Source organism: Streptomyces sp. NTH33 (assembly GCF_003236365.1).
Lineage (GTDB): Bacteria > Actinomycetota > Actinomycetes > Streptomycetales > Streptomycetaceae > Streptomyces.
The window spans coordinates 1-9716 of the sequence record NZ_POTZ01000277.1; the positions used below are offsets into that span (position 1 = coordinate 1).

Consider the following 9716-nt stretch of genomic DNA (forward strand, 5'->3'; position numbering starts at 1 on the left):
GGGTGAGCCAGGTCAGGGCGGCCACCGTCAGGCCGAGGGCGACCAGGAGCCGGGAGGTGGTGCGCAGGGTGGCGGTGAGGGCGTCGTAGACGGCGCCGGCGGCCGGCTGGGAGACCTCGGCGGGCAGGTCGGCGAGGGTGACGCTGCGGCCGACGGCGACGGCGAGGGCGAGCAGCGCGCCGCCCAGGGCGGTGCCGAGTGCGGTGGCGGTCAGCGCGCGGCGGCGGCGGGCGGCCAGGGCGAGGCCGGCGACGGCGAACACGACGGCCGCCACCGGGAGCCAGAAGCCGGCGACTTCGAGCACGTGGAACCCCTTCCGCAGGCGGCCCAGCTGCTGGGCCGGAAGCAGGTCGACCTCGGTGTGCTCGACGGGGATGCGGCCGGCGAGCGGCACGTGCTCCTCGGCGAGCCGGGCCTTGACCTGCGCGGTGACCGGCGCGAGGTCGACGGTGACCGGGTGTCCGCGCTCGCCGCGGTCGTCGCGCAGAGCCCGTAGGACAGCGTCGTGGGCGGCCCGGTTGCCCTCGTTCCACGCCGCGCGGAAGGCCTTCGTCCGGGTGAACGAACGCACCGCGTCGTGCACGAAGGGCGCGACGGTGCCGCGCAGCACGCCGGCGTCCAGCTCATGGCCGATCTCGCGCACGATCCCGTTCCCGACGGCGTCCGCGACGGCCTCGCGCACGTCCGGGTCGTCGGCGAGCGGCGCCATCGTGGTGACGTAGCGGCCGGTGTCGGCCAGGCCGTACGCCGCCCAGGCCGACAGCGCGCCGAGCGGCACGAGCAGGCACGAGAGGACGATCAGTACGGCCGACAGGCCGCTTCGCAGGCGTCGGGACACATGTCCCAGCCAAGGCCGCCCGCGGGGGCCCCGCGAGCGGAGGAAGGGCGTTCGGGTGACCGCGACGGGGTACGGGGCGCGGTGCGGGCCGCGGGGCCTGGCGGGTCGCGGGGCCTGGCACGGTCAGGTGATGCGGTGCCCTCGCGCGTCCTCGTGCGTGTAGAACCAGTAGAAGCACATGAGGCCCACACCTATGCCGAGCAGCAGGGACAGGCCGACGGCCAGCAGGATCGACTCGCGGCTCTGGCTGAAGAGGAAGCCGAACGCCACGCCGGTGAAGGCGAACCAGAGCAGGGCGTGCGGCTCGCGGCGCAGGCGCGGGCCGAGCGTCAGGACACCCGCCAGCACCACCGTGAACACGATGACGGTCACGCCGGCGAACACGAGGTTCCCGGCCGTGGCCGGTCCGCCGCTGCGCCGGATCTCCGCCGCCCAGAAGCCGTAGATCAGTCCCAGCGCGAAGGGCACCGCCCACCGGCCGATGGCGTGGGCGCGTGGGCCGAACAGGTCGGGCCTGCGGGTGCTGCCGCCGGTGGTGCGTCCGCGTACGGGTGCCGCGTGAGCCATGAGAGCGCTCCTCTCTCCTCGCCCCCGCCTACCAGAGCACACCTGGGAAGGGGCCCTGGCAAGTCGGTGGAGCCGTTACCGTGTGATCGGAGCCTGTCGCAGGCGACCGACCGGATCACCGACGCGGGGGGACGATGCCCGGAACCGTGCTGCTGCTCGCGGCCGCGCCTGTGGGCAGGGGGCGCCTGGTGGACGCGGCGTCCGTGCTGCCCGTCCTGGCCGCCGTACCGCCCCCGGTGCTGTCCGGCAAGGACACCGCGACCGTCGTCGAACTCGCCGACCCGCTCGAACCGCAGGCCGTGCTCACCCGGCTGCGCGCCGCCGCGGCGGCCACCGGCCCGCTGACCGTGTTCGTCACCGGCCAGCTCCAGCTGGACCGCCGCCAGCGCCTGCCCCACCTGGCGCTGGCCCGCACCACCCCGGCGACCGTCCGCTACACGGCGCTGCCCTGGCACTGGCTGCGCGAGGAGCTGCGGCTGCGCCCGGACGGCACGACCACGGTCGTGGCCGATCTGCACGCGGACGCGGAGAGCTGGGAACTGCTGCGGCGGCGCCCCCTGGACTCGGGTCGCAACATCGCCGTGTACGGCCGTATCGCGCCGCCGCCCGCCCGGCGCACGGTGGCGGTGCCGGCGTACATGAAGGCGGTGGCGACGATCCTGCGCAGCGGGCACCGGCCACCCCTCCAGGAGCTGCACGAGCAGGCCCTGTCACGGCTGGCCGACGAGGGCGGCGGGTCCGGCCTGGTGCTCACCGCGTCCCGGCCGGCGCCGGCCGACCCGCACGCGGCCATCGCCGCCTGCGCGGAGGCCGGACGGCACGGCGACGCCGACGCGCTCGCCGCCCGCTGGGAGCAGGCCGCCGTCCGCGCGCACGGGGCCGCCTCCGAGGACGCGCTGCACTGGGCCGAGGTCCGCGCGGACCTGGCGATGCTCGCCGGTGACGCCGCCCGCAGCTGCCGGGCCTGGCTGACCGTGGCCGCCACCCGCCTGGCCATGGGGCAGACCGCCGACGCTCCGGCGGTCGAGGCCGCCGTCGACCGGGCGCACCACCAGTGGGGACGGATCCGCGACCCCGAGCGGGCCCGCGAACTCGGGACGGTGCTCGCGGAGTTGCGCGGCCGGGTGCCCGGCCGGCGCGAGGGTGCGCTGGACCATGTGCGGCAGCAGCTGAGGCAGTTGCAGACGCAGGGCTGACGGTACGGAGCGCGGCGCCCGGAAAAGAGGGTGCGCGTATTCGGTACGAACCCTCCCGTGAGCACCGGTCGTGGTGCCAGAATGGCGAGTTATGGCTGAGGGGGAGGGCGTGGCCGGCCGCAGCATCCGGGTCCGGCTGGACGGAAGTGCGAGCAGCAAGGACCTCGGCGCGCTGAAGGCGTGGCTGGAGCGGGAGAGACCGCTGGAGGAACTCGTCCGCGACGGGCGGCTGCGGATCGTCGAGCAGCCGCGCTCGGACGGGCCGCCCGGTCACATGGGCGTCGGCATGGAGATCCTGCTGATCCTGATCGGCGCGGGCGCCGATGCCGTGTCCAAGGAACTGGTGGAACAGACCAGACGGGCGGTAAAGGCCTGGCTGGAGAACCGCCGCCGGGTGGAGTCCGGCGACCCACCCGAACCCCACGTCGATCCGGTGCGTCGCGACGAGGGATAGCCCCGTGGACCCCTTCGACCCGCGCGGGCGGGTGAACCGGGCCCTGCTGGTCGGTGTCTCGGAGTACGACCACAAGAAACCGGCCGAGCCGGACGGCGTTCCCGGCGATCTGCCCGCCGTCCGGTACAACCTGGAGCGGCTGGAGGACGTCCTGCGCCGGGGCGGGCTGTTCGGCGAGGACGGGATCACCGTCTGCCCTTCGCCCTCCCTGGACGAGTTCAGCGAGGAGCTGCGCACCGCCGCCCACCGGGCGGAGGGGCTGCTGCTGTGCTACTTCGCGGGGCACGGTGCCGTGCCGAGCGCGGGCAACGAGCTGTTCCTGCAGATGCGCAACGCGCGCGTGGTCGCGGGCGGCCGGGCGGTGTTCCCGGGCGCGGACGCGTTCACCGGGGTGCTCACCGTGCTCGCCGGGAGCCCCGCCGAGCGGATCGTGGTGATCCTCGACTGCTGCTACGCGGGCAACGCCGCCAAGGTGTGGTACGACTTCGCCGACCGCCGGCAGAAGATCCTGCTGCTGATGAGCGTGCAGGCCAATCGGCTCATCGACTCCGGCGACGGCGAGAGAGAGACCCCGTTCACCGGAGAACTCGTACGACTCCTCGACTCGGGCGGGGAGTTGTCCCTTCTGGAGCTCTTCGAGCAGGTGTGCGAGTCGATGGCCGGTGCGGACCACGTCACCACGCTCGGGGACCCGTGGGAGCCGCAGTTCGCCGGTGAGCAGGGCACGGACGTGCTGCTGGCGGCGGCCCGGGAGGGAGAGCCGGACCCGACGGACCCGCTGGACCCGACGGACCCGCTGGACCCGACGGACCCGACGGACCCGCTGGACCCGCCGGACCCGCTGGACCCGCCGGACCCGCCGGACCCGCCGGACGGGTCCGTGCCGTGGGACGACCGCAAAGATCCGCGCCCGCGCCCCTTGTTACGGGCCCTGACCGCACGCCTCGCCCGGCTCCGGGACCGGGCCGGTGCCGTCGCCCGCTGGTTCGGCGGGCTGCGCAGGCGGGTCCGGGTCACGGTGAGCGCGCTGCTGGCGCTCGCGCTCGCCGGCCTCGGGCTCGGCGGGCACGCGCTCATCGGCTCCGGCGACGGCCGCTCCTGCGCGCCGCCGCTCGAACTGCGCCTGCTGACCGACCCCGAACTGGAACCGACGGTCCGCGCCGCCGCGGACGCCTATCTCGTCTCGGACGCCAACACCACCGGGCACGGCTGCCGCCGTACCGGCATCACCGTCTACAGCGCGGGCGCGAGCAGTGTGATCACCGCGCTGCGCCGGCAGGCCGACACCTGGCAGGACCCCCTCAGGGGGGACACCAACCCGCAGCGGGACGTCGGGCCGCAGCCGGACGTCTGGATCCCCGCCTCGGGCACCGACGTGGCCCGGGCCGTCACCGGCCAGACCGACCTCCGCTCCGTCGCGTTGGAACCGGACCCCGAGCCGTTCGCGTACTCACCGGTCGTGCTGGCCGTCCCGCAGGACCTCGCGGGGGACGGCCTGGCCGAGCGCGTCGGGCTTCCGCTGTCCCGGCTGACCGCGGATCTGGGCCAACGGGACCGGAACGCCCGCGTGCTGCGCCCCGACCCCGAGTTCACCGACTCCGCCCTGCTGGCGACCATCGGCTTGTACGGCGGCGGCACCGCCGACCCACGCACCGCCGAGCAGGGCGTACGTTCCACCGGGCCGCCCCCGCCGACGGCCGCCGAACTGCTCTGCGCCCTGCCGGCCGACCGCGCCGCGGACGGCCGCACCGCCGCGCTGGTCCCGGAGTTCCTGCTCAGGAGCGGGGTGGACTGCGCCCGGACCACGCGGGTGCCGCGCACCGCCGAGTACCCCGGCGACGTACCGGCGCTGACGCCCACCTTCGTACGGGTCCGCTGGGAGGACGGCGACCGGGACGCGGCGGCGCGCGACGACGCGGCCAAACGGTTCGGCACCTGGCTGACCGGCGAGGGGGGCCGGGCCGCGCTCGGCGCGGCGGGCTTCCGGCACGCGACGAGACCCGGCCACCCGCTGCTCGACGACCAGCACGTCGGCGTGGGCGTGCTGCGCCTGCCCAGTCCGCTGCCGGGCCGTGCCGAGCAGGCGGCGATGGAGACGGCGCTCGAGCGGTACCGCAGCGCCCGCGGCCCCGGCCGGGTCCTGTACCTCCTCGACAGCTCCGGCTCGATGTACAAGCAGTGGCCCGGGCCCAGCGGCGGCCCCGGCATCCTGAGACAGTCCCTGAGCGAGCTCGGCCCGCGGGACGAGTACGGGGTGTGGGCGGTGTACGGCACGTCCGGTGACCGTGGGTACGAGCTCCTGCTGCCCTTCGGACACCACCGCCGCGCCGAGGCCGAGCGGGTTCTCGACGCCAGGGCGCGGGTGCGGGACGCCGAGGCCGACCCGCACGTGGCCCTGCTCGCCGCGCTCAAGGACATGGAACGCCGCGGCACCGACGACGAACGGCCGCAGCTGATCGTCTACATCACCGACGACGAGGACAACGAACGACTGACCGGCGGGAACCTGGAGCAGGTGCTGGCCCGGGCGGGACAGGTGAAGGTGCCGGTGATCATGGTCTCGCTGGACAGCACCTCCTGCGACCGGGACAACGCGGACGCCCGGATCGCCGAGGCGAGCGGTGGCCGCTGCCTGGACGCGGGCGACGACCCCGGCAGGGGCCTGCGCGAGGAGATCGCGCGGGTGGGGACGAAGGAGGAGTGATGGCCCGACGACCGGCGGTGCCGCTCGCACGGCGGCTGGTGCTGCCGCTGCTGCTGACGGTCACCGCCTGCACCGGGGGCGGGCCGCGGGCGGACCGGACGCCCGCCGACGTGCCCGGCACGATCGTGGTGGCCAGCGGCCGGGACGTGACCGGCAAGAACGGCATCCGCCAGCAGCTCATCGACGCCTGGAACCTGCAGCAGCGGAAGCAGAACCCCGCCTACCGGGCCCAGCTGGTGGAGCTGCCCGGCTCGGCCGACGAGCAGCGCAGCCAGCTGCTGGGCGCCCTGCAGTCGGGCAGCGCCGACTACGACGTGGTCAACCTGGACGTGACCTGGGTGCCGGAGTTCGCCGAGGCGGGGCTGATCGGACCGCTGCCCGACCGGGCGGTCGACGACGACGTCATCGCGTCGGTGGCCGGCACGGCCCGCTGGAAGGGCCGGGTCTACGCGGTGCCGTTCAACAGCGACGTGGGGCTGCTCTACTACCGGCGCGACCACCTGCGCGCGGCGGGCGTGCAGCGCACCGACCTCGGCACCGACGTCACCTGGCAGCGGCTGCGCGAGTTCCGCGACACCCTGGACAGCAATCCGCCCAAGGGGTACGAGAAGCTGTGGACCACGCAGCTCGCCGCCTACGAGGGCCGTACGGTCAACGCCGTCGAGGCCTTCGCCTCGGCGACGGAGGACTTCACGCTCACCGACGGCTCCGGCCGCTACACCGCCGGTCCGCAGGAGCTGACCGACGGCATCGCCGAGCTGCGCCGCCGCACCGACACGCCGTACATCCTGGGCGGCGCCGTGAACTCCGACGAGGGCGCCTCGCTCAGTGACTTCGCGGCCGGCCGCACGGCCTTCCTGCGGCACTGGCCGTACGCCTACGGCACGCTCCACCAGACCTTCACCGACCAGCAGCTCGGTGTGGCCCCGCTGCCCGGCCGGGCGGTGCTCGGCGGGCAGAACCTGGCGGTCACCCGGTCTTCCCCGCGGGCCCGGAAGGCGGCCGAGCTGATCACCTTCCTGACCAGCGCCGAGAGCGAACGCTGCCTGCTGGACGCGGGGTTCGCCGCGACGCGCACGTCGGTGTACACGGACGACCGGGTCCGGTGCGCGGTGGCGCCCGCCCCCGGGGCGGCGCCGTCGGCGTCGCCCACCGGTGAGCGCACCGATCACATGCCCCGGGACGCGGCCGGCCGGCCCGGCTACGCCCGCGCCATCCTGCTCCCCGCCCTGCGGCGGGCGGTCTCCCGTCCCCGCACCCCGCTCTACGGGGCCTTCACCCAGACCTTCACCGCGGAACTGGGCGCCCTGTTCACCGGCGACCCGCCCGGCGACGCGGACCTGGCCCGCCGACTGGACGAGGCACTGCGGCGGGCACTGCCGGACTGAGCCGGACCGAGCCGGAAGGACAGAACCGGCGGAACCAGTGGAACCAGTGGAACCAGTGGAACCGGCGGAACTAGCGGCTCTGGGCTACCTGTTGGGCCGGGACCGGGGCGGATTCCTTCGCCGGGCCCGTGTTGGCCGCCGCGACGAGGGCGGCCACGGCTATGACGGCTGCGCCGAATCCTCTGACGAAACGTGCGGAGAGGAGTCCGAGTCCTTGGCGCGCGACAGTGCGTCCGAGCACGGCAACCGACCTCGCAACGACAGTGATGGGTTAAGCACGTTTAACGCGCTCTCCAAGCTAGGGGGTCGAGTGGTCCAACGGGAAGAGCAACAGGGCGAGTTGGGGCCTCATGGGCGGAAGGTCCGGTGCTGATTTCCGGTCAGTGCGTGCCGCTTGCCGCAGGCCGCCTGCTGGCATGATGAACCGCATGGCGAAGCGGGACGACCCGGAGACCATCGGGCGCAGGGTGCAGCGGTTGCGGCGCGAACGAGAGCTGACCCAAAGGCAGTTGGCTGAACCGGCGTACACCCCCGCCTACATCTCCACGCTCGAGGCGGGCCGGGTCCGGCCCTCCGACGAGGCGCTGAGGCACATCGCCGAGCGGCTCGGGGTCGCCTTCGACGAACTCGCCACCGGACGCCCCGCCCACCTCGCCACCGACCTGCGGCTCCGGCTGACCGGGGCGCAGCGCACGCTCGCCACCGGGGAGGCCGGGAAGGCGGCCGAGCAGTACGCCCGGCTGCTGGCCGAGGCCGAGGAGCACGAGCTCACCGACGTCCGGGCCGAGGCCCTGCTCGGGCTCGGCGAGTGCGCCCTGGAGACCGGTGAGCTGGCGAGCGGCCGGCAGTTCTTCGAGCGGTCCGAGCAGGTCCTCGCCGAGGCGCCGCTGCCCGCCCGGGTGCCCGCGCTGCGCGGCCGGGCCGTCTCCCACTACCTGGCGGGCGAGCTGCGCTACGCCGTCTACCTGTTCGAGTCCACCCTCGACGAGCTCAACCGGGGCGGGCTGCACGACCCGGACGCGCTGCTCCTGCTGTACGCGAGCGTCATCGGGCCGTACATGGACATGGGGGCGCACGCGCGGGCGGCCCAGGCGGCCGAGTTCGCCCTCGCGCTCGCCCCGCAGGCGGGCGATCCGGCGCTGGTGGCCCGGATGCACCGGTCGGTGGCCCGCACCCTGCTCGCCGAGGGACGCATCGCCGAGGCCGACGCCTCGCTCGCCAAGGCGGCCGAGCTCTACCGGCACCTGCAACTGCGCACCGAACTCGCCAACTGCCACTGGATGCGCGGCTACGTCTGCGCCCAGAACGGCGAGCTCCAGCGCGCGGAGGAGGAGCTGCGGGCCGCGCAGACCATGCTGTCCGCCCGGCGCGCCGCGCTCTACACCAGCCAGGTCGCGGTCGAGCTGGCCGACGTCCTGCACCGGCGCGGCAAGTCGGAGGAGGCCGCCGGGCTGCTCCGGCAGGTCCTCGGGGACCTCTCCCCCGAGCGGGGCGCCGTCCACGCCGCCGCCGCGCACCGGCTGCTCGGCATCATCGCCGAGGACGCCCGCGACACGGAGGCCGCCGAGGAGCACTACGTGCGCGCGCTGAGCCTGCTGGAGCACGCGGGCGCGGCCGGCGACCTCGCCGACCTGTGCCGCCTCCTGGGCGACCTGCTCCGCCGCACCGGCCGCGTGGAGGCGGCCCTGGACGCCTACCGCACGGGCCTCGGCCACCGCACGGCCCCCGGCACGACCACCCTGGGCCCGGCCCCGGCCCAGCCGCCGCTGTGACGGCGGGCGGGCGCCCCGCGGCCCCGTGGGTTTCCGGGGGAGGGGCGCGGGTACCCGTGGGCCGGTCTGGGCAGGTGGACCCGCGGTGGGGTGTCTCCTCGTTCAGCGCGTGTACGTCTGTTCCCGGGAACCGTTGACGGCAAGGGCCGCGCTGATGTGGTGAGGAGGCGGTGGCCGTGCAGCCCAGGGACGACCGCTTCCAGGACGGCCGCTTCCAGGAGGACCGCTTCCAGGACGACTTCCCCCAGGAGTACGGAACCGAGGCGGCGCCGGAGCGGGACCGCGTGCGCGACCCGGTGGACGACGCCGAAGCGATCGCCGAGGGCGTCAGGGGCACGGCGCCCGCCGGCATCCCGCACCGGCTGTGCGTGGTCGCGGTCGAGCTGCTGCCGGTGACCGGCGCCAGCGCCTCGCTGCGCGGCAACGGCATGCCCGTACGGATGGGCGCCAGCGACGACGCGGCCGCCCGGGTGGCCGAGATCCAGGCCACCCTGGGCGACGGGCCGTCGCTGTACGCCGCGGAGATCGGCGCGCCCGTACTGGCCTCCGACCTGACCACGGGCCGCGACGCCCGGCGCTGGCCGGTGTTCGCCCAGCAGGCGGCCGAGGCCGGCGTACAGGCGGTGTACTCCCTCCCGCTCGGCGACGACGCCATCTGCGTGGGCACGTTCGATCTGTACGGCGCCACCCCGCACGAGCTCACCAGGCGGGAGCTGCACACCGCCCAGCTCGTGGCCGGCGTGATGACCCTGGCCCTGATGTCCTTGCCCCACGAGGAGGACGCGGAGGGCGAGGAG

General features: G+C 74.9%; 8 protein-coding genes. 6 read left to right on the forward strand and 2 right to left on the reverse strand.

Features of this window, described 5'->3' with window-relative positions; genetic code table 11:
* Positions 1-838: hypothetical protein (locus tag C1I97_RS23815; RefSeq protein WP_111005230.1), on the reverse strand; the 838-nt coding region annotated here is incomplete at its 3' end.
* Positions 839-961: 123 nt separating this feature from the next.
* Positions 962-1405: a hypothetical protein gene (locus C1I97_RS23820; protein WP_111005231.1), complete on the reverse strand. Its 444-nt coding sequence runs from the start codon at positions 1403-1405 to the stop codon at positions 962-964.
* A gap of 134 nt (positions 1406-1539) precedes the next feature.
* Here C1I97_RS23820 and C1I97_RS23825 point away from each other — a divergent pair, with 134 nt between their 5' ends.
* From C1I97_RS23825 to C1I97_RS23850, 6 genes are all read left to right on the forward strand, one after another.
* Positions 1540-2601, forward strand: a complete 1062-nt coding sequence (locus C1I97_RS23825) for a hypothetical protein (protein WP_111005232.1) — start codon at positions 1540-1542, stop codon at positions 2599-2601.
* A gap of 91 nt (positions 2602-2692) precedes the next feature.
* Positions 2693-3055 carry an effector-associated constant component EACC1 gene (locus C1I97_RS23830; protein ID WP_258382714.1) on the forward strand — a complete coding sequence of 121 codons (363 nt, stop codon included), beginning with the start codon at positions 2693-2695 and terminating at the stop codon, positions 3053-3055.
* A gap of 4 nt (positions 3056-3059) precedes the next feature.
* Positions 3060-5759 carry a caspase family protein gene (locus C1I97_RS23835; RefSeq protein ID WP_111005234.1) on the forward strand — a complete coding sequence of 900 codons (2700 nt, stop codon included), beginning with the start codon at positions 3060-3062 and terminating at the stop codon, positions 5757-5759.
* Positions 5759-7147, forward strand: a complete 1389-nt coding sequence (locus C1I97_RS23840; protein WP_111005235.1) for an extracellular solute-binding protein — start codon at positions 5759-5761, stop codon at positions 7145-7147. Before C1I97_RS23835 ends, C1I97_RS23840 begins: the two co-directional genes overlap by 1 nt.
* A 428-nt stretch (positions 7148-7575) precedes the next feature.
* Positions 7576-8919, forward strand: a complete 1344-nt coding sequence (locus C1I97_RS23845; RefSeq protein WP_111005236.1) for a helix-turn-helix domain-containing protein — start codon at positions 7576-7578, stop codon at positions 8917-8919.
* Between the two features lie 176 nt (positions 8920-9095).
* On the forward strand, positions 9096-9716 hold a 621-nt coding region (locus C1I97_RS23850), incomplete at its 3' end, for a GAF domain-containing protein (RefSeq protein WP_181446880.1).